Origin of the sequence: Chryseobacterium sp. JK1 (genome assembly GCF_050632815.1) — a bacterium.
Classification (GTDB): Bacteria; Bacteroidota; Bacteroidia; order Flavobacteriales; family Weeksellaceae; genus Chryseobacterium.
Genome location: NZ_JBODRU010000001.1, coordinates 778236 through 796507, shown reverse-complemented (window position 1 = coordinate 796507; position 18272 = coordinate 778236). Strand labels below are relative to the sequence as shown.

At 37.4% G+C, this 18272-nt stretch carries 23 protein-coding genes; 17 read left to right on the top strand and 6 right to left on the bottom strand.

The features are described 5' to 3' along the window. The first annotated feature begins 8 nt into the window (after positions 1-8). Positions 9-1004: a phytase gene (locus ACQ76T_RS03490; RefSeq protein WP_431343712.1), complete on the top strand. Its 996-nt coding sequence runs from the start codon at positions 9-11 to the stop codon at positions 1002-1004. 82 nt (positions 1005-1086) lie between these two features. Here the strand turns inward: ACQ76T_RS03490 and ACQ76T_RS03485 are convergent, their stop codons facing one another. Genes ACQ76T_RS03485 through ACQ76T_RS03475 form a run of 3 tightly spaced genes read right to left on the bottom strand, consistent with a single transcriptional unit; the run spans position 1087 to position 3103 of the window. After that, on the bottom strand, positions 1087-1809 hold the full coding sequence (locus tag ACQ76T_RS03485; RefSeq protein WP_431341956.1) for a sterol desaturase family protein: 723 nt from the start codon (positions 1807-1809) through the stop codon (positions 1087-1089). Positions 1810-1816: 7 nt separating this feature from the next. Further along, complete coding sequence (gene hxpB / locus ACQ76T_RS03480) at positions 1817-2458, bottom strand: hexitol phosphatase HxpB (RefSeq protein ID WP_431341955.1); 642 nt, start codon at positions 2456-2458, stop codon at positions 1817-1819. Positions 2459-2482: 24 nt separating this feature from the next. Beyond that, positions 2483-3103, bottom strand: coding sequence for a helix-turn-helix transcriptional regulator (locus tag ACQ76T_RS03475; RefSeq protein WP_431341954.1), 621 nt, complete (start codon positions 3101-3103; stop codon positions 2483-2485). Between the two features lie 195 nt (positions 3104-3298). Here ACQ76T_RS03475 and ACQ76T_RS03470 point away from each other — a divergent pair, with 195 nt between their 5' ends. From ACQ76T_RS03470 to ACQ76T_RS03435, 8 genes are all read left to right on the top strand, one after another. Next, positions 3299-3925, top strand: coding sequence for a superoxide dismutase (locus tag ACQ76T_RS03470; protein ID WP_431341953.1), 627 nt, complete (start codon positions 3299-3301; stop codon positions 3923-3925). A gap of 13 nt (positions 3926-3938) precedes the next feature. Continuing rightward, a complete protein-coding gene (locus ACQ76T_RS03465) occupies positions 3939-4439 on the top strand; it encodes a DUF2480 family protein (protein WP_431341952.1) in 501 nt (166 codons plus the stop codon). Between the two features lie 5 nt (positions 4440-4444). Then, positions 4445-5011, top strand: coding sequence for an NADPH-dependent FMN reductase (locus ACQ76T_RS03460; RefSeq protein ID WP_431341951.1), 567 nt, complete (start codon positions 4445-4447; stop codon positions 5009-5011). A gap of 1 nt (position 5012) precedes the next feature. After that, complete coding sequence (locus ACQ76T_RS03455; protein ID WP_431341950.1) at positions 5013-6065, top strand: NAD(P)/FAD-dependent oxidoreductase; 1053 nt, start codon at positions 5013-5015, stop codon at positions 6063-6065. A gap of 4 nt (positions 6066-6069) precedes the next feature. Beyond that, the gene (locus tag ACQ76T_RS03450) at positions 6070-6393 is read left to right on the top strand and encodes a 2Fe-2S iron-sulfur cluster-binding protein (protein ID WP_431341949.1); all 324 of its coding nucleotides are present in this window, start codon (positions 6070-6072) and stop codon (positions 6391-6393) included. A 135-nt stretch (positions 6394-6528) separates the two neighbouring features. After that, on the top strand, positions 6529-6879 hold the full coding sequence (locus tag ACQ76T_RS03445) for a 4Fe-4S dicluster domain-containing protein (RefSeq protein WP_431341948.1): 351 nt from the start codon (positions 6529-6531) through the stop codon (positions 6877-6879). Positions 6880-6991: 112 nt separating this feature from the next. Then, positions 6992-7876 carry an alpha/beta fold hydrolase gene (locus ACQ76T_RS03440; RefSeq protein WP_431341947.1) on the top strand — a complete coding sequence of 295 codons (885 nt, stop codon included), beginning with the start codon at positions 6992-6994 and terminating at the stop codon, positions 7874-7876. 471 nt (positions 7877-8347) lie between these two features. Further along, on the top strand, positions 8348-9073 hold the full coding sequence (locus ACQ76T_RS03435; RefSeq protein ID WP_431341946.1) for a hypothetical protein: 726 nt from the start codon (positions 8348-8350) through the stop codon (positions 9071-9073). Between the two features lie 105 nt (positions 9074-9178). Here ACQ76T_RS03435 and ACQ76T_RS03430 read toward each other — a convergent pair whose 3' ends face one another. The 3 genes from ACQ76T_RS03430 to ACQ76T_RS03420 all read right to left on the bottom strand — a co-directional run bounded on the left by ACQ76T_RS03430 (position 9179) and on the right by ACQ76T_RS03420 (position 12558). Beyond that, a complete protein-coding gene (locus ACQ76T_RS03430) occupies positions 9179-10114 on the bottom strand; it encodes a ketopantoate reductase family protein (protein WP_431341945.1) in 936 nt (311 codons plus the stop codon). Between the two features lie 63 nt (positions 10115-10177). Then, positions 10178-10762 carry a Crp/Fnr family transcriptional regulator gene (locus tag ACQ76T_RS03425; RefSeq protein WP_431341944.1) on the bottom strand — a complete coding sequence of 195 codons (585 nt, stop codon included), beginning with the start codon at positions 10760-10762 and terminating at the stop codon, positions 10178-10180. Positions 10763-10917: 155 nt separating this feature from the next. Further along, the gene (locus ACQ76T_RS03420) at positions 10918-12558 is read right to left on the bottom strand and encodes a DUF4041 domain-containing protein (protein WP_431341943.1); all 1641 of its coding nucleotides are present in this window, start codon (positions 12556-12558) and stop codon (positions 10918-10920) included. Positions 12559-12914: 356 nt separating this feature from the next. Between ACQ76T_RS03420 and ACQ76T_RS03415 the strand changes: the two genes are divergently transcribed. The 8 genes from ACQ76T_RS03415 (at position 12915) to ACQ76T_RS03380 (ending at position 18256) form a co-directional block, all read left to right on the top strand. Beyond that, the gene (locus ACQ76T_RS03415; RefSeq protein ID WP_431341942.1) at positions 12915-13277 is read left to right on the top strand and encodes a hypothetical protein; all 363 of its coding nucleotides are present in this window, start codon (positions 12915-12917) and stop codon (positions 13275-13277) included. Between the two features lie 118 nt (positions 13278-13395). After that, positions 13396-13749 carry a hydrogenase maturation nickel metallochaperone HypA gene (locus ACQ76T_RS03410; protein ID WP_431341941.1) on the top strand — a complete coding sequence of 118 codons (354 nt, stop codon included), beginning with the start codon at positions 13396-13398 and terminating at the stop codon, positions 13747-13749. Between the two features lie 3 nt (positions 13750-13752). After that, a complete protein-coding gene (gene hypB, locus ACQ76T_RS03405; RefSeq protein WP_431341940.1) occupies positions 13753-14469 on the top strand; it encodes a hydrogenase nickel incorporation protein HypB in 717 nt (238 codons plus the stop codon). A 3-nt stretch (positions 14470-14472) separates the two neighbouring features. Next, a complete protein-coding gene (locus tag ACQ76T_RS03400) occupies positions 14473-14949 on the top strand; it encodes an urease accessory protein UreE (RefSeq protein ID WP_431341939.1) in 477 nt (158 codons plus the stop codon). Further along, positions 14939-15952, top strand: a complete 1014-nt coding sequence (locus tag ACQ76T_RS03395) for an ABC transporter substrate-binding protein (RefSeq protein ID WP_431341938.1) — start codon at positions 14939-14941, stop codon at positions 15950-15952. Before ACQ76T_RS03400 ends, ACQ76T_RS03395 begins: the two co-directional genes overlap by 11 nt. Continuing rightward, on the top strand, positions 15952-16962 hold the full coding sequence (locus ACQ76T_RS03390) for a FecCD family ABC transporter permease (protein ID WP_431341937.1): 1011 nt from the start codon (positions 15952-15954) through the stop codon (positions 16960-16962). Before ACQ76T_RS03395 ends, ACQ76T_RS03390 begins: the two co-directional genes overlap by 1 nt. Beyond that, positions 16959-17729, top strand: a complete 771-nt coding sequence (locus ACQ76T_RS03385; RefSeq protein WP_431341936.1) for an ABC transporter ATP-binding protein — start codon at positions 16959-16961, stop codon at positions 17727-17729. Before ACQ76T_RS03390 ends, ACQ76T_RS03385 begins: the two co-directional genes overlap by 4 nt. Positions 17730-17734: 5 nt before the next feature. Next, the gene (locus tag ACQ76T_RS03380; RefSeq protein WP_431341935.1) at positions 17735-18256 is read left to right on the top strand and encodes a GNAT family N-acetyltransferase; all 522 of its coding nucleotides are present in this window, start codon (positions 17735-17737) and stop codon (positions 18254-18256) included. The last annotated feature ends 16 nt before the right edge of the window (positions 18257-18272 follow it).

Sequence of the window (18272 nt, the reverse complement as noted above, 5' to 3'; positions counted from 1 at the left end):
CTTTTGTGATGAACTGCAAAGGGCAGAATCAGGCAGGAGAAAAACTAAAACCAACCGTTATTACAGAAACTGTAGTTCATGATACAGACGATCCTGCAATATGGATCAATCCAAAAGACGCTTCTAAAAGTATCATCATCGGAACAGATAAAGACACAGATGGCGGGCTTTATGCTTTTGATCTTCAGGGAAAAATTATTCGTAAAGTTTCCGGCCTTAAACGTCCCAACAATGTTGATATTGAATATGGTTTCATCCTGAACGGAAAAAGTACGGACATTGCAGCTGTTACAGAACGTGAAACCAACAAAGTAAAACTCTACTCTCTTCCTGAATTGAAAGAAATCGGTGAGTTTTCGGTATTTGACGGTGAAACAGAACGCGGACCTATGGGAATTTCCATGTATAAGAACCCTGCAACGAAGGAAATTTTTGCTGTTGTAGGAAGAAAATCAGGTCCTAAAGAAGGCTATCTCTGGCAGTATAAACTTTCTGAAAAAAATGGAGCTGTAACCGGAGAAGTTGTTCGTAAGTTTGGAAAATACAGCGGACTGAAAGAAATTGAAAGCATTGCTGTAGATGACGAAATGGGTTATATTTATTATTCTGATGAGCAATTCGGAGTTCATCAGTATTATGCAGATCCGGCCAAAGGAAATGAAGAGCTTCTTGTTTTCGGAAATAAAGACTTTACGTCCGATGTGGAAGGTATTTCCATCTATCCCACTTCTAAAAAAACAGGATATATTCTGGTATCCAACCAACAGAATGATACTTTCAATGTTTATTTAAGAGAAAATCCTGCAAAAGGAAGAATTGCAGAAATACCTGTTTCTACTCTGGAAAGTGACGGTTCTGAGGTAACAAACATCAACTTAGGCCCTCAATTTCCTAAAGGTGTATTTGTTGCAATGAGTAACGGTAGGGTATTTCATTTTTATGACTGGAGAATAATCGAAAAAAGAATTCAGTCAGAAATAAAGAATTCAAAACAGCCAAAATAAATTTTACTTTTCAATGGCTACAAATTCGCTTCTCTGCTTGTGAATTTGTAGCCATTTTCTTTTTTAAGGATTAAAGGACACTTTATTTGTAAGTTCCGAATAACCTGTCCCAAATAGAAGTATAGAATCCAAAATTCTTTGTCTCATCCTGATGATGATCATTGTGAAATTTTGTCGTTCCGACGAAAAAACGATCCAACCAAGCAGGAAAAAACTCCCTGTTCAAATGTCCAACAGTACCCCATACCAAATTGATCAATAGATAAACGGTAATGGAAATAACCGAAAAATCATGTGTCATTAATACGACCAGCATCATCAACCCAAAACCAATTGTTTCGAAAGGATGAAGGACAAAAAGACTCAGAAAATTGGTACTTACATGTTCGTGATGTTTCCCGTGCAGTATTTTGTATACAAAAGGCAAATGAGCTGCGTAATGAAAAAAGTACATCAGAAGATCCATCAATAACAACAATGCTATTACTTCCAGAAAGATATGAACTACTGATACGTTATATCCAAGATTAATCCAGCCATTTTTCCATAGAAAAGCTCCGACCAGCATCACAAGGCTGTTACAGAATACAGTAAAAAGACTGAGGTAAAAGTCTGGCTTTGTAATCGGATGATTCTTTTCCTGTAACTGATTTTTCTGACAGGTTTTATCAATAAAGACATATAAACCTATTGAAAAAAGATACAAAAAAACATTCACAATAAGACTGAATATGATCCACTGAGGCCATGAAAACTGCCCAAACAGATTGATATAATCAGAAAATTCAGTCTCATTAAAGTTCATAGATGTATTATAAAACGGGTAACAGAGCTTCTTTAAAATTCAATATTTTAAAATCGGCAATTTCGAAATCCAGAGTTTCATTGTCATTGGTAAAAACAACCGTCTTCATTCCTGCTTCCTTTGCGGCTTTCAACCCGGAATAGCTGTCTTCGATAGCAATACAATGTTTGGGTTCCACTCCAAGTTTTTTTGCTGACGTAAGATATACAGCAGGATGTGGTTTTCCCTGCTTTTCAAATTCTGAGGAATGAACAGCATCAAAATAATCACGAATCTGAAGTTTTTCCAGTACAGCATCAGCCACCCGTAAAGGAGCGTTGGTAGCCAATCCGACCTTGTATTCTTTATCTTTAATCGTTTTGATAAATTCCTTTATCCCATCCATAGCACAATCTTCCGAATGTATCATTTCAATCACTCTTGAAACAACTTCCTGTTCTACTGAACTTACATTCAGGTTTTCCCATGGAAATTTATCATACCAAAACTCAGTCACTTCCTGAGTGGTCATATATTTGGTTTGCGCAGCTAATTCATCCGTTATCTGAACGCCATATGATGAAAATACATCCAGTTCTGCTTTTGCCCAAAATCCTTCAGAATCTACAAGCACACCATCCATATCAAAAATTATCGCTTTCAAAGTCATCTTTCAATACAAGTACATGATGGATTACTGACTAATTTTATATACACAACGCTGTCCTCCGGAAATGATATGATCTATCCTTTCCACAGTATATTCCGGCCCAATTAATGACTGGAAATTTGACAGTTCTGCACGACAGAATCCCTGACACTCTGTAGCAGCAGCACATATTGGGCAATGGTTTTCGATCAGAAAATATTCTTTTCCTTCTTTTTTCCATTCTGCCATATATCCTTCTTTGGTTCGGGCTTCGGTAAGTACTTCAAGGCGTTTTTCCAGAGATTTTGCATTTGAAAGTGCCTTTTCATAGCGATCGTGTGTATTTTTCTCCCGGTCGGTTATTAATAGGTCCAATGCATTTTCTCCCAGCAGATTTTTTACTGATCTTAAAAGCTGAACAGTAACATCTGCATGGGTATCCGGAAACTGCGCCAATCCTTTTTCTGTAAGCGTATAATAGGTGGTTGGGCGGCCAACTCCCTCACTTTTTACAGAAGGCTGAATAAGTCCTTCTTCCGCCAGGTTGAGTAAATGCTTTCTCGCACCCTCCTTTGTAATGGACAGTTCTTCGGAAATAAGGAGTGATGTAGCTTCTCCCCTCATCTTCAAAAACATCAGAATGCGATCCGCTGCCGGCTTTTTCATTTGAACAATTTTTAAGTTGTTTTATTTTTCAACAACAAATATAGTCATTTTCTATAATCTTTACCCAAACACTTTAAATCAATTATTTACAGCGATTTATAAAGCATTTTTCTAAAATACATAAAACAACTAAAAAGTTGTTTTATTAAAATATATTGTTACCTTTGTCACACATTAATCAAAAAAATAAATGCAATGAAACCATTTACATTACCTCAGTTACCATATGCTTATGATGCATTGGAACCATTTATAGATAAAGAAACAATGACCATCCATCATCAACGTCATCATCAGGCTTATGTTGATAATCTGAATGCAGCTTTAGAGCAAACCAATGAGTCTAATCCCGATTTGGAGCTTTTGTTGCAAAGAATCAGTGAATACAGCCCAGCGATAAGAAATAATGGCGGTGGACATTACAATCATTCTTTATTTTGGGAAATCCTTTCTCCAAGCCCTAAATCATACCCTGAAGGACCACTCGGTGATGCCATTTCATCCAATTTTGGAAGTATTGAAAATCTTAAAGCCGAAATGAAAAAAAGCGGACTGGCTCTGTTTGGTTCCGGATGGGTCTGGCTGTATGTAAAATTCAACGGATCTCTGGCGATAAGCTCTACACCCAATCAGGATAACCCTATGATGGATGTACTTTCTATGAACAGAGGTTTTCCGATTCTTGGAATTGATGTATGGGAACATGCCTATTATCTGAATTATCAAAATAAAAGAGCAGATTATCTGGATAGGTTCTGGTCTGTACTGGATTGGTCTGCCGTAGAAAAAAAATATGAAGAAGCGCTTTTAAAAGTACGATAATAATCATCCTCTTATGAATCAGGAAATTTTCATTAACAAAGCAAAAACCTCGGGCATTATTGCTCTTGATCTTTTAGACTACAAACCTACGACAGAGATAGTGGAGCTGGATATTAAAGACCATCTTTTTATGGGAATGATTGTCAAGGAGAAGGAGTTTAAGGCATCTATTGCAGAGGTGGATTTTTCCATTTACAACGAAAAAGCAGTGGGCATTATCTGTTCTACTGAAGCAATCATCCCGCCATGGGCCTATATGTTTCTGATGGAAAAATTATCTCTATATGCCGCGTACGTAGATTTAAACAATGCTGAAACCATTCTTCTTGATCTCTGGAAGCGCCGCCTCATTTATGCAGATCTTAAACATTTTAAAAATCAGAAGGTGGTAGTAAGGGCTAATGCAGATCATGATCCTGCCCTTTATCTCCTGGCAGCCGGACTTTTGAAACCTTTGGTTAAAAGTCTGATGTATGGAGAAATAGGTCTTCCGAAAGTAATTTTCAAAACATAAACAACATGAAAGCAATCATATTCAACGGATCACTGGAAAGGAGAACTGAATCTACTTCAGGAATTATTTCCTCATATTTTGCAAAACGTCTGGAAGCACTGGGAATTCAGGCTGATATCTTTACTCTTGCCGACTCCGGAATTCCTTTATTCGATGTTACCCTTACCAAAACGCCATTGGCAGTAGAGCGTATGACGCAAATGTTTCGGGATGCCGAACTTCATTTTTGGCTGGCTCCGCTTTATCATGGCGGAATACCGGGCGTTATGAAAAACTGCCTGGACTGGCTTGAAGTAACCGCCAACAATTATGATCCTTATCTTACTGATAAAACTGTAGGACTTGTTTGTTGGGCAGACGGTCTTCAGGCTATGCAGGGAATCAATGCGATGGATGCGGTGACAAAATCCCTGAGAGCATGGCCACTCCCCTTCAGCGTTCCTATTGTTCGATCTTCTTTATTCGATGATGACAGAAAGACCATTTCGTCTTTATATGCGGATAAGTTTGACAGGCTCATCAATATTGCCACCACTAAAAAAATAGAAAAAATCACGATAAACCATTCTTAACATGATAGAAACAGATATACTGATCATTGGTGCCGGCCCTGCAGGGTTATTTACAGTTTTTGAAGCCGGGCTCCTTAAAATGCGTTGTCACATCATTGATGCATTACCACAAATGGGCGGCCAGTTATCGGAACTATATCCCAAGAAACCCATCTTTGATATTCCCGGATTTCCTAGTGTACTGGCCGGAGAGCTGGTTGATAATCTTTATGAACAGATCAAACAGTTTGAACCAGGTTTTACCTTCAATGAAACAGCGATTCATCTCCTGAAGCTTGAAGAAAATCTATTCGAAGTTATTACCGATAAAGGGACGAAACATAGAGCAAAAGCGATTATCATAGCCGGAGGCCTGGGAAGTTTTGAACCTAAGAAACCACCCATTGAAAATATTTCGGATTATGAAGACTCAGGAGTCAGTTATTTTGTAAAACATCCTGAAGATTATGCCGGCAAACGTGTTGTCATTGCAGGTGGTGGAGATTCTGCCCTAGATTGGGCCATTCATCTTGCGGAAATAACGTCTTCACTAACGCTAATTCACAGACGAAACGAATTCAGAGGGGCGTTGGATTCAGTAGAAAAAGTAAAGAAATTAAAACAGGAAGGAAAGATCAATCTTATTACTCCGGCAGAGGTTATTGGATTGAAAGGAAATGATTCGTTAGAAGCAATTGTTATTGAAAAAGAAGGTACTATTCAAACTATAGAAACCGATTATTTGATTCCTTTATTCGGATTGGTTCCTAAACTTGGGCCGCTCGCAGATTGGGGGCTGGAACTTGAAAAAAATGCAATAAAAGTAGACAACAGTACAGATTTTCAGACCAATATTTCAGGGGTTTACGCTGTAGGAGATATTAATACCTATCCTTATAAAATGAAACTGATCCTTTGCGGTTTTCATGAAGCAGCTATTGCCTGCCAGAGCATCTATCAAAGACTTAATCCTCATAAAAAGTTTGTTTTAAAATATACAACCGTAAGCGGAATTGAAGGTTTTGACGGAACCAAAAAACAAGCGGAAAAACAAGTAGTAGCAACGATTGACTAATCCTATGAAGAATGAAATTACAATTATCGTAACAGACCAGGAGGGAAACAAACATCCTTTGATCTGCCCAACAGATATGGGGCTTACTTTAAAAGACATTTGTAAAGCTTATGATCTTCCCATGGAAGCCATGTGTGGAGGAATGGCCATGTGTGCAACCTGTCATTGTTATATTCCCGATGAAAATGAAGTGCTATCTGAAAAAAATGAGGTTGAAGAAGCCCTTCTCTCCGAACTTTTCAATACAGAAAAAACCAGCAGATTAGCCTGCCAGATCTACCTTACCAATCAGATGGATGGAATTTCTGTACAAATTGTTGCAGATTAACCCATTAAAAATAAAAGTTTGCACAGTTTATGATATATCTAAATTGTTGAAACTGCTTTAATTAAGTTGAGTAGGGATTTCTGCAGTATCTTATTGAAGAAGTCCCTTTTTAAAACAATTAAAAAAACAAATAATATGGCTATAAAAATAACAGATGCCTGCATCAATTGTGGAGCCTGTGAACCTGAATGCCCCAATTCTGCCATTTATGAAGGAGCGATCGACTGGCGCTGGAAAGATAAAACAAAACTTTCCGGACATATAACATTCCCGGACGGAACAGAAGCAGACGCTAATGCCTATAACCCAGCCATTTCTGATGATGTTTATTACATTGTTTCAGGAAAATGTACTGAATGTAAGGGGTTCCATGAAGAACCACAATGTAAAGCAGTATGTCCTGTAGACTGCTGTGTAGATGATCCTGATCACCGGGAAAGCGAAGAAACATTGCTAAATCGACAAAAATTCATGCATGAAGCATAAAAAACAACACGCAATTAGCCAAAATAAATAATTTTCTGTAACAATAATTCAATACTCTATACTTATCGGGAAACAAAATATCACTAATAATTTAAACATCCTATTATAAATTATGAAACCGATATTACTTTTTCTCGCATTGTTGCCTGTTTTCCTATTGAGCCAGACAGATGTTCAACACATCAAAAACGAATATGCCCAATTGGTAGAGAAATCCAGTTATGGAAACAACTCCAAAACCGGTACCTATTACGATATCAATGGAATAAAAATGTATTGTGAAACCTATGGCCAGGGCGAACCTTTACTTCTCATCCATGGAAATGGTGGCTCGATTGTAGATTTTTCAAAACAGATTCCTTTTTTTTCAAAAAAATATAAAGTGATTGTTGCCGACAGCAGATCGCATGGAAAATCAATAGATAAAAAAGAGGCGCTTACTTATGAAATGATGGCTGATGATTATGCAGAGCTTCTCGAGAAAATGAAGATTGATTCAGCCTTGGTTATTGGCTGGAGTGATGGAGGAATCAATGGGCTTCTGCTTAGTATGAGACACCCGGAAAAGGTAAAAAAACTGATTGTCACAGGAGCTAATTTACGACCCGATTCTTCTGCGGTACAGGCTGATGTTTTCAAAAGAGTGAGTGCTAATTACACAAAATTCAAAGACCTGTTTGCTGCCAAAAAAGATAAAACAGACCTGGATTATCAAGTTCTCAAATATAAAAGATTATTGAGTGAGCAACCTAATATAGATCCGAAAGATCTTCAACGTATTAAAATTCCTGTTTTGGTTGTGGGAGGAGATCATGATGTCATAAAGCCGGAACATACCCTGGAAATTTTCAGAAATATTCCAAAAGCTAACTTATGGATCTTACCGAATTCCGGGCACAGTACTTTAATTGTGTATACGGATGAGTTCAATACAAAGGCGGATACTTTTTTCAAAACAAAATTCAGGACCATCAAAGACCGGGATCGTGAATTTTAATCCTATAAATGCCCCTACTAAGTCTATATTATTGGGGTAGACTTTTCCAAATTTTATATTTTTATTTCTAATCAACAGAAAAGGCGGATGTGAATCCGTCTTTTTAATTTATAAACTGCTGTTTACAATCCTGAGATCATAAATTTCCCAAAAATATGTAATCAAAAAAATAGAGCTCTTAGTTTTATCTTTTCAAAAAATAACGAAAGAAGAAAAACTTTTCTCAAGATTCTTCAACACATTTATCATTAAACGCAATTTGGCTCTTATCTTAGGAAGACTCAAAACTGATAACGAAGCTCAGTGTTGCGTTTTATTTTATAAATTTGCCAACCGGTTGAGTTGCTTTTTTACATATAAGAAGGAAGATTTCTCAATTAAAAAGACTCCATATTACTTTAATTAAGAGAGCATATTCAAAAGATTACGATCCTATAAAATTTAATATTAACTGATATCATTGAGATATAAATGAACAATTACAGACATTTTATTATCTGTGCACTAAGCACGTTCTTACTTTTTTTAAGCATTAATTTACTGAAAGCTCAAGAACACAAAATGGACCGTCCCTCTGTACATGGCATGTTATTGCTTGGGAATAGCTCCCTGTATGGTTCTCATTTACCCATGTTCCATAGCCCGCACGATTATCAGGTTTTATTACAGTTAAGTATTAGCAATAAAGACAAAGAAGCCTATATTAAAGATCGATTCGATCATCCCAACGAGAATGTATATACCTTAGAGCCAGAGGTTTTTGTATTACCGGAAATTCTTGAAAACAGAAAATCCTTCAAAGGAAATATCTACAGAGGACATTTTGAACGCGGCGGAGTAGAAATTTTGAAAAACGTTGAAGTGCATATCGATAAGTTGCTTTATTTCAGAAAATTAAATCCCTTAGCAACAAAGGATAAACTCCCTACTTATTTATTATTTGGGGATCAGAACGAACAATTTATAGCCCATTCAATCAAAGCACGGCCTGATTTTGATGAACTGCTAAGCCTACAGACGAGAAACACGGCAGTTCTTGATTCATTGAAGAAAGGAAAGGTTGTTGAGATTCAACTTCCTGAGCTTGATCTGAAAAAAACATATTTGAAAAAGCAATCAGGAATATTATTAAATGGTGAAAAACTGAACCTGTATCATTCTAAACAAATTTATATTGAATTTGATGATTTAAAGTAGCCTCCACAAAGACCTTAAAGAATTTATTATATTTTAACTTCAATTTCGGCGGGCTTTCAGCCCGTCGAAATCCTATAACTAACTGATTTACTAGTCAGTGAAAGTTTATTTTTCTTTCAACTCCCTATATATTTTTTGAGTAAAAGGTGTTTCAACATTCAACTCTTTGCCATACTGCAAAATAGCACCGGCAAATAATTCTAATTCGTTATCTTTTTTCCCGGAATTAATATCCAACTGTAAGGAGGTTGGAGTTCCAAAAGGAAAAGTAGCCGCTTTTTCGAATGTTTTCTCAATGATATCTTCTTCAATCGAAATTCCCTTTCTGTCTGTAATCGCTTTCATTTCTTTCATAATTGCAGTGGCTTCATGCTTTTGCTCTTCATCTGAACAAACGGTTCCTATAGATGAATTGTGTTTTGCTGTTACCAACCCGAAACTTGCAATAAAGAAAAATTTGGTCCAAATATCCGACAGCGAATTATCTTTAAAATCAAAATCAATTTTACTTTCAGCCAGCATATCTGTGATCCAGTTTACATCTACTGAAAAATTCTGGGGATCTCTCCCAATAATCATTTTTCCGGCTTTTCCTTTATGTTCTACCGTTCCTCTTTCCTTAATGTGAGAAGCTACGTAGATACACGTAGGTAAGATCGTATGTTCAGGGATCACTTTTCGAATTCTGTCATAGATATCGGCTCCGTTCATCATCGGAAGCAAAACAGTATCTGTATCAATCACTTCTGAAAGCTGTCTGCAGACATTTTCTAAATCATATTCTTTCACACAGATAAGAACCAGATCAGGATTTTTGATATCTTTGATGTGCTCTGCTATAGCATTGGGATGCGTTCTGTCATTGAGATGCTCCGGGGACAGAAGAATAAGTCCGTTTTCTTTTACTTTATTATAAGTTTCTCCTCTGGCTATGAAAGAGATATTATATTTTTCGGAAACTTCATTGGTCTGATTTATTTTAAATCCAAAATATCCTCCTACACCACCTAATCCTACAACTACAATATGTTTTTTGTTCATGAAATTATTTTTGACAAAGATGAATGAGAAATAGCAAATGATCACTTGACAAATGAAAAGAAATTACATTTTATGGATCTCCCGCCTAATCCTGCTCAGAGAACTGTCTTTAATTCCCAGATAGGATGCAATAATTTTCAGCGGAACATGGCGGAATATATCCGGGTCTTTTTTCATCAGATTGGCGTATCTGGTAGAAGCTTTTTGACTGGCCATTTCGATCAGTCTGTCGTGAATGTTATAATAATTAAGAACAAAAAGAAGTCTGCTGAATTCTCTGAATTCCGGGATATTATGAAAGTTATGCTGAACATTTTCCAAACCTGTTTCCCAGAAAATACAGTCTGTGACGGTTTGATACACTTCCTTTGCAGGCTGTTGTCTGAAAAACGATAAAAAATCATTTACAAAGCATGGTGCCGCATAAATATGAGTGGTAATCTCCTCATTATCTTCATTGATGATGTAGGATCTTACATACCCTTTCTCCAGAAAGAATGTTTTGGTACTGACAACGTCTTTGTCCAACAGCACAGCATTGGCTTTCAACTCAAAATACCCGAATGTTTCCGTAATCTTTTCAACCACCTCATCTTTGATGCTGAATAGCGAATGAAAATAGTTATTGATTGATGATTTATCCCTCATTTATCCAATAATAAATCTGTTTAAGTGATCTAAAATAGTGATAATTCTTTGAAAAAGATGAAAACCGGAGAAAGACAGGAATATTGAGCAGGAAGCTTGAAGAAGGGCAACGGAAGTGACTGTTGGTTTTACTATGCAGGGAAAAAGTTAAGGTTTTATTCTTCACTCATCACCTCATCATAGGTAACTGGATCTGTAACTTCCTGATATTGCTCCCATTCTGCTTCAAGCTGTTTGTTGGTTATCATTTCTTCTTCCAGTTTCAAGGTTTCACGATATTGCTTTGCTTCGGCCATCATCGTCCATTTACAGCCAATTTCCAGTGTATCCATATAATTTTTAATATCATGAATGTTTAATTTAAAGAATTCTTTTCTTGGATTAATCTTATTCAGCTGGCTTTTCATAAATTTTCTGTGAAGTTGTTTTTCCAAAGCCGGAGCATCTTCAGAATAGATCATAGCATGAACATCAAATTCAAAAGGAACACTGGCGTCTCCCAATTCACGAACCCGGTCAAGAGGTTCCAAACGTCGGGTCATTCCTATTTTATAAACATTTTCTCCAAAGGAACCAATATTCGAAATAATATACACATTTCCTGTTCTGGTTTGCTGAGCCATAGAGATTGCTCTTTGGTTTTTCTCTTCTGCCAGTGTAAGCTTTTGTTGTAGCTCTTCCAGTTTTTGCAGATAAAGTATTCTTTGCTCTTCATTCGCTTTTGCTGCCTGAGATTCTGCTTTTTCAATTAACTTTTTCAATGTCAGCTCTTCTTTTTCTGCATCTTTCATTGCCTTTTCATATTCCCTGCGTGCTCTTTCTTCTTCACGGATCTGTTCACGGATTTGTCTCTGTTCTTCCTGTTCCTGCCATTTCAGCTCCTGCGCTACCACAGCCCATCTAAGCTCTTCCAATCTTGCGCTATGATAGATTTCCGAAATTCTTGCATTCCTGAAAGCCTGTCCATTGAAATTAACAAGTTGAAAAACATCATCCATTTTTTGTTTCAATGTTCCGAAATTATCTTTCTTTACCCCGGCCAAAATAGAATCTACTTTTCCGTTGTAGGCGTCAATAACAAAATCAATGGCTGTATTTCTTCTTACTTCATCCATATAATCACAGATACCAGCCTGTCTGTTTACGATCATCAATTTATTATTCTGTCGAAGCTTTTTAAGGTTTTCTCCTGCTTCTTTATGGCCAAAATCCTCGGCAAGTTCATCCAGTAAAGTATACGTTGGTATTAAGTATTCGTTTCCATATCCTTTAATCACGTTTTTCATAGCTTTGATACGGTCAGCAATCTGATCGGCTTCTTTTAAGCTTCGATAAGCGTCTCCTCCAATATTTTCGGCTCTGGTTTCAGCATTTTCTACAATACGTTTTGCTTCATTAACAGCATTTTCATATAACAACCCGATTTCTGCAGATTTCTTCTCCGTAAGTTCTTTTACATTTCTACGCAATTCTTTGGCCTGTTCCTGAGCATCGGACAATTCCAGCTCAGCTTTTGCTTTCAGCTTCAGACTATCTCTCTGTGCTTTTTGCAAAAGGTATTCACATTCCGCTTTAATATCTATAATATCCTGGTATTTTCTTAAAGCATCATTATGAGTTCTTATCTCTTTATTTTTCTTATCAAGATTTGATAACTCTGTTTTTAACTGATCATTTTCTGTGTTCAGCGTTGCAATTTTTGCATCTTTCCGATCTGATTCTTTTTTAAATTTTGATGAAGATCCAAATATGTAGATTATCAGTAAGAGCAAAATAAAGATCAATACAATTTCCATGGTCAATTTGAGATTAAATAATGTTCAATATTAAGTAAAAAATCATTTAATCAGTTATGGGAAACCGTAACGGTATTCAACATAAACAACCGACTTTTCCACTTTCAATAAAACCTTTACTTTTCCAGCGTCGTAAAGTCATTATTTTTAACATTATTGAAATAATGCATCCCATTGCACTAATAAAAACAAAACAACACAAAATAATGATATTCAAGCATATAAATTCAAATTATACTTGATAAATATTATTTAATTTTTGTGGAAAAAGGTTAAATTTCATCCTGATTTTGAACATTTTTAAGAGGTTTTTGGTTAGAACCTGAGCAGATAAAAGTTCTACATTTGCTGTATCGATGAAGAAGTCCTTTCACATATCACTTATTTTTCTGCTTATCCCGTTTTTCACTGTAATACTGGGACTTGTCAGCAGCAAAAAAAGTATCGGCAATGTATATTCTTCACCAAATAAGATGGGTGTAAATGTTTCCGAATCTCTTCAGCAGCATGACGTTTCATTGATAGCATCTCTTACAGAAAACGACTTTGATATCGACAAGACTTTCTGGGATGTTCCTTTTGTTATTTTTGGAAAAAATACATTTTTGTGGGGAATATCATTCCACTCTAAACCAGCAGTACATTCTGTTTCAGAGTCTATACACGATTATCATCTTCCCCGGTATCTTTTATTTCATAATTTAAAGATCACAGTCTGATCCTTTGCCATTATAATTCAGGCAGCAAATATATTCTTAAACAGTTTGCAGCCAATTTCTCATAAAGGTTATCTGGAAAACACCGGATAATCAGTTTTCACCTATAAAAATATAAGCTATGCATGAATTGAGTATAGTGAAGGATATTTTTGACACTTTGGAAGAGCATTATAATGCTAAAGTTGAAGATATCCAACAGGTTCAGGTAACGGCAGGGCTCCTCTCCAATGTACAGCCTGTCCTCATTCAGAATGCATTTGATGCATTTATTACCGATCATCCCCATTATCAGGAAATGGAACTTGAAGTTCTGGTGAATGATATTATTGCCCATTGTGAACGGTGCAGGAAAGACTTCAATGTCAGGTATCACCGGTTTGTCTGTGATGACTGTGGAACGGCTTCGCCGAATATTGTTCAGGGTAACGAACTCTTCATTTCAAAAGTAATTTTTAAACAAAAAAATCATTAAAATATGTCAACAGCTAACCCAAAAAGTTTAGGTAACCGCGTAGGATCCGTTCAATGTGATAACACAACTCTTCATTTATTAAAAGCGAACGATTTTGTAGCTAAAGCCATCAGAGACCGTTTAAAAGGCATTTGTGTCATCAATGTATGTTCCTCTCCGGGATCAGGAAAAACAACCCTGATGCAGGAAACCGGAAAGCGCCTGGCTCAGGATCTTAATATTTCGATTCTTGTTGGTGATCCGGAAACTGAACGTGATGCCATCAGAATGCGCGAAGTAGGAATCAATGCACTTCAGATTGTAACCGGAGGAATGTGCCACATTGAAGCGCAGATGATTTTGCAGGCTTTGGATCATATTGATCTGGAAGGAGTTGATCTTTTATTCATCGAAAATGTAGGAAATCTTCTATGCCCTTCTGCTTTCGATCTTGGAGAAGATTACCGTGTTACCCTTCTGGCTTCTACTGAAGGTGATGATAAACCGAAAAAGTATCCCCGGATGTTCTTAACCAGCGAATTGATGCTTGTCTCCAAAGCTGATCTTCTTCCTTATGTTCCTTTCTCTGTGGAAGCCGTAACAAAGGATGCCCATGAAGTAAACTCTAACCTTGAAGTAATGACCATCAGCACCTTAAACGGAGACGGTATTGAAGAATGGTGCAACTGGCTGAAAGAAAAGGTAAAATTGAAAAAAGAAAGCGTTGCTCAAGAGGTGTAATGTATGGAAACAATACAGCCCATCGTAATAGATGAAGTAAAGTCAAGAGAAAACCTGAATGATTCTCATCCTGACATTCTGGAACTCGAATGGTTTGAAAATAAAAAACAAAAACTGACCCGGATCACCAGATCCGGGACAGTTCTGGAACTCAGACTGGGAAATCTTAAAGAATGGCAGCAGGGAGACCGGCTATACAGTCATGAACAGCAAGTTGCCACGATCTATTTTAAAACCTGCCTTACCATATGTTTTGTTCCTCAAAATGATACAGAAGCTGCAGATTTCTGTTATTTCATAGGAAATCAACACCTTCCTGTGTTTGTCATTTCAGACCAACATTTCGCCGTTCCTTATGACGGCCGGTTGTATGAACAGCTATCGGTGAAATATGGCCCCCGTCTAGAACTTAAGGATGCACAACTTTTATCTGCCCAATCATTACGTTATCTCACCCAAAAAAGAGCACATGAAAATTAAAACCTTATTAATTACAACTTTTTCTGCTATTCTACTGGTTTTGCAAAGTTGTAATAAACCAAAGAATTCGCCTTCAACAGAAACTTCAACCCACACAGAAGTAACAGCAACGGACAGCAGAGGTAAAAAAATTACGCTGCCTCATGAAGCTATGCGGATTGTGATTCTCTATAACGCACTTGTAGATGATGTTTATATGCTGCAGGCAGGAGAAAAAATTGTCGGTATTCCGCAGCAGATTTATGAAACTGAAGATACTTACCGTTTTCTTTCCAAACTGGACAGCAGGATTAAAAATAAAAGCATCGCCACTCCTACTTTTGGAGGACAGTCCAGCAATGCAGAAAGTATTATAGGGCTAAAACCTGATCTGGTACTTACATTCAGTACGGATGAAGATAATATCACACAAATTGAAAACCTGGGAATTCCTGTCTTTACTTTCTCGTCTTTAAATGATAAAAAAATCCTGGATGAACTTAAAAATGTAGGGAACCTTCTGGGAAAGCAAAAACGAGCTGAAGAAATCACTCAATATGTTGCCCAAGAAGTAAACAAAATGAAAGCTTCTCATAGCAGTTCTCCAAAGAAGATCTACTATGCATGGTCTAAAGGACGTATCATGTCTACTTCAGGAAAAGGAAGCCTTATTGATATGGCAATAACCCTGTCAGGAGCTCAGAATGCCTGTCCGGTTCCGGTGGAAGCACCCAATATCAGTGCCGAAACGATGTACAAATGGAACCCGGACCTTATTGTATTATGGAACTCAAAATTATCTGATGTATACAGTCTTAAAGAATTGGCAGCACTTCCTGCAGTAAAAAACAAACAGGTATTTGTAATGTCTCCTTCTTTTCCTTATGACCCGCATACGGTAAAGTTCATGCTGTTCGCCAAACAGCTTCGTCACTGGTGTATGCCAGAGTATACTCAGGAACAGCTGGATCAGGATGTAAAAAAGGCTTTCGAGGTAATTTATGGTAAAAAAGGACTGATCTGATGATAAGTACCATCAAAAAAGGGTCTTTATTAATTATAGCTCCTCTCCTGCTGATCATCGTTTCGCTCATTATAGGTTCGAGCCAGAATATCAACCTGGGGGAACTCTTTCATCATATCGCGCTGGAAACAGGTCTCTCTAGAGACCAGGCTTCATTGCAGGGAAGTTTACATACTATTTTATGGCAGGTCCGCTTACCACGAATTATTCTCACTTTTCTGGTAGGTGCCTCACTGGCTTCTGCAGGAGGCGTACTACAGGCTGTTTTCAGAAATCCAATTGTAGATCCTTTTACATTAGGAATTTCTTCAGGTTCGGCTTTCGGGGCAGCATTGGCCATGCTGTTTCCTGTAATGGCCGTTAATGTTTCTGCTTTTATTTTTGGAGTGGCAGCAGTGGGAATCACTTATCTGGTTTCATATGCAGGCGCCAAAACCTCCATTGTAAGCATGGTTCTTGCAGGGATGATTGTCTCAGGAGTGTTCACTGCTTTACTAACTGTACTACAATACCTCAGCGACCCTTATAAGTTGCAGGCGATTGTACAATGGACGATGGGAAACCTCCATACCGCTTCATGGCAGAAAGTGTATACGGCATTGTTCCCGATCCTTGCTGGCTTATTGATCATCATTATATTTCGCTGGAAGCTAAACCTTCTGGCATTAGGAGATCATGAAGCAATGGCTGTGGGAGTAAACCCTTTTGTATTAAAACTGGTCTTCATGGCAGTAGCAACAATGATCACTGCTTCAGCGGTGGCTGCAGTAGGAGTAATCAGTCTGTTTGGATTGATTGTCCCTCACATTAGCAGAATGATTTTTGGGCCTAATAATAAGATTACAGTATGGGCCAACATCAGTATTGGTGGAACTTTTTTGCTCCTGATTGATGATTTTTCCCGTACCGTATTGCCTTTTGAAATTCCGATCGGAGTATTTACCATGATTATTGGAGCTCCGGTTTTCATCTTTTTAATGCGGCGAAATGCTATAAACTGGAACTCATGAATTCAATTATTTCAATCGAACAGCTTTCTTTCGGATATGGCAACAATGAAGTGCTGCAGAATATAAGAGCTCAGTTTCCAAAAGGAAAATTATCTGTCATCCTGGGAAGGAACGGAAGTGGTAAATCTACCCTATTTAAAATCATTGCCGGTCTTGAGAAAAACTACCGGGGAAATGTATGGATTGGAGATAAAGAACGACGAAAAATTAAAATAGGAACTTCTTCTCCTGTTCGTCTCGGTTTTTTAAATCAAATTCATCAAACTACTTTTCCCTTTACGGTATTGGATGTAATATTAACGGGAAGAGCTTCATTTTCAAGATTTTCTCCTAAAAAATCAGACTATCAGGAAGTGGAAGACATCCTGTTGAAATTTAATCTAATCCATCTCAAAGATAAACCTTACACATCTCTTTCTGGCGGAGAGCGCCAATTGGTTCTTCTATGCCGGGTAATGGTTCAGAAACCTGATATTCTGATGCTGGACGAGCCTACCAATCATTTGGACCTGCATTATCAGGTCGCTGTTTTGCAAGCAATACGCCAATTGGTAAAGGAAGGTACTACGGTTTTGTGCGTGATGCATGACCCTAATCTGGCTTTTCTTTTTGGAGACGAGTTCTTCATCATGCAGAATCATAATCTTGTGTCTGTTCAATCTTTGGAAAAAGAGGAATTACATCAACTTCTGGAAGACACTTATGAATTGTCTTTATTGGCACTGAACAATCAGGGAACCCCAATATTCACCCCTCTATTAAAATAAAAAATATGAAAAATCATGAAGAAATACTTATTTCGTTGGTAGAAGATTACCATGTTTTCGAAGTACTGCCTTACGTTATGGAATTCAGACGGCAGCTCTATCCTTTGCTTGATCCTTTAATTATTCCCAAAGATCTGGTTAATTTCGAACAAAACTATCTGCAGTCTTTGACGGGAGCATTTCTGCAGGCCCGAACAAAAGGCGGGAAACTGATCGGCGCCATCGGTATGATGCCATATGACTACCGTTTTCCTCATCTCGATATAGATGAAAACACCACAGTAGAAGTGGCAAGATTATTCGTCAATCCGGAATATCGAAGAACAGGTATTGCCACACGATTATTTCAGGAACTGGCCAATATTGCAGAACAAAAAAATATAAAACGGTTATACCTTCATACGCATCCATTCCTTCAGGGAGCTTATGATTATTGGTTAAAGCAAGGTTTCAGACTTCTAAAATCCTGTTATGAAGGAACCTATCCAACATTACATATGGAACTGATGATTCCTACACAAGAATAAATAATACACAGAAAAA

Excerpts from the sequence above, each read along its gene's own strand:
- ACQ76T_RS03400 (WP_431341939.1), top strand. The coding sequence starts at position 14,473 with ATGGAAACAATACAGCCCATCGTAATAGATGAAGTAAAGTCAAGAGAA.
- ACQ76T_RS03380 (WP_431341935.1), top strand. The coding sequence starts at position 17,735 with ATGAAAAATCATGAAGAAATACTTATTTCGTTGGTAGAAGATTACCAT.
- ACQ76T_RS03415 (WP_431341942.1), top strand. The coding sequence starts at position 12,915 with ATGAAGAAGTCCTTTCACATATCACTTATTTTTCTGCTTATCCCGTTT.
- ACQ76T_RS03435 (WP_431341946.1), top strand. The coding sequence starts at position 8,348 with ATGAACAATTACAGACATTTTATTATCTGTGCACTAAGCACGTTCTTA.
- ACQ76T_RS03460 (WP_431341951.1), top strand. The coding sequence starts at position 4,445 with ATGAAAGCAATCATATTCAACGGATCACTGGAAAGGAGAACTGAATCT.
- ACQ76T_RS03450 (WP_431341949.1), top strand. The coding sequence starts at position 6,070 with ATGAAGAATGAAATTACAATTATCGTAACAGACCAGGAGGGAAACAAA.
- ACQ76T_RS03470 (WP_431341953.1), top strand. The coding sequence starts at position 3,299 with ATGAAACCATTTACATTACCTCAGTTACCATATGCTTATGATGCATTG.
- ACQ76T_RS03425 (WP_431341944.1), bottom strand. The coding sequence starts at position 10,762 with ATGAGGGATAAATCATCAATCAATAACTATTTTCATTCGCTATTCAGC.
- ACQ76T_RS03385 (WP_431341936.1), top strand. The coding sequence starts at position 16,959 with ATGAATTCAATTATTTCAATCGAACAGCTTTCTTTCGGATATGGCAAC.
- ACQ76T_RS03395 (WP_431341938.1), top strand. The coding sequence starts at position 14,939 with ATGAAAATTAAAACCTTATTAATTACAACTTTTTCTGCTATTCTACTG.
- ACQ76T_RS03465 (WP_431341952.1), top strand. The coding sequence starts at position 3,939 with ATGAATCAGGAAATTTTCATTAACAAAGCAAAAACCTCGGGCATTATT.
- hxpB (WP_431341955.1), bottom strand. The coding sequence starts at position 2,458 with ATGACTTTGAAAGCGATAATTTTTGATATGGATGGTGTGCTTGTAGAT.
- hypB (WP_431341940.1), top strand. The coding sequence starts at position 13,753 with ATGTCAACAGCTAACCCAAAAAGTTTAGGTAACCGCGTAGGATCCGTT.
- ACQ76T_RS03430 (WP_431341945.1), bottom strand. The coding sequence starts at position 10,114 with ATGAACAAAAAACATATTGTAGTTGTAGGATTAGGTGGTGTAGGAGGA.
- ACQ76T_RS03420 (WP_431341943.1), bottom strand. The coding sequence starts at position 12,558 with ATGGAAATTGTATTGATCTTTATTTTGCTCTTACTGATAATCTACATA.
- ACQ76T_RS03455 (WP_431341950.1), top strand. The coding sequence starts at position 5,013 with ATGATAGAAACAGATATACTGATCATTGGTGCCGGCCCTGCAGGGTTA.
- ACQ76T_RS03485 (WP_431341956.1), bottom strand. The coding sequence starts at position 1,809 with ATGAACTTTAATGAGACTGAATTTTCTGATTATATCAATCTGTTTGGG.
- ACQ76T_RS03445 (WP_431341948.1), top strand. The coding sequence starts at position 6,529 with ATGGCTATAAAAATAACAGATGCCTGCATCAATTGTGGAGCCTGTGAA.
- ACQ76T_RS03410 (WP_431341941.1), top strand. The coding sequence starts at position 13,396 with ATGCATGAATTGAGTATAGTGAAGGATATTTTTGACACTTTGGAAGAG.
- ACQ76T_RS03390 (WP_431341937.1), top strand. The coding sequence starts at position 15,952 with ATGATAAGTACCATCAAAAAAGGGTCTTTATTAATTATAGCTCCTCTC.
- ACQ76T_RS03440 (WP_431341947.1), top strand. The coding sequence starts at position 6,992 with ATGAAACCGATATTACTTTTTCTCGCATTGTTGCCTGTTTTCCTATTG.
- ACQ76T_RS03490 (WP_431343712.1), top strand. The coding sequence starts at position 9 with ATGAACTGCAAAGGGCAGAATCAGGCAGGAGAAAAACTAAAACCAACC.
- ACQ76T_RS03475 (WP_431341954.1), bottom strand. The coding sequence starts at position 3,103 with ATGAAAAAGCCGGCAGCGGATCGCATTCTGATGTTTTTGAAGATGAGG.